1 protein-coding gene is annotated in these 209 nt (G+C 45.5%); it reads right to left on the minus strand.

The genetic code is table 11. The features are described 5' to 3' along the window. The coding region (locus tag A3739_RS08040; RefSeq protein ID WP_304440267.1) for a gamma carbonic anhydrase family protein at positions 1-209 on the minus strand (209 nt) is incomplete at both ends.

The following is a 209-nucleotide window of genomic DNA, read 5'->3' on the forward strand; positions in this document are numbered from 1 at the left end:
TTAGCTCCAGCATTTTCATTTGCTGGTCGCTGAGAGTGCGTTTAATTTTGGCGGGGCTTCCTACCACCATTGAACCGTCAGGGATTTCCATATTTTCTGTGATTAATGCATTCGCACCAATCAAACAATGCTTCCCAATTTTGGCGCCATTTAACACTACCGCGTTGATGCCTATCAAGCTGTAATCACCGATCGTACAGCCATGCAAC

Source organism: Oleiphilus sp. HI0067 (assembly GCF_001635735.1).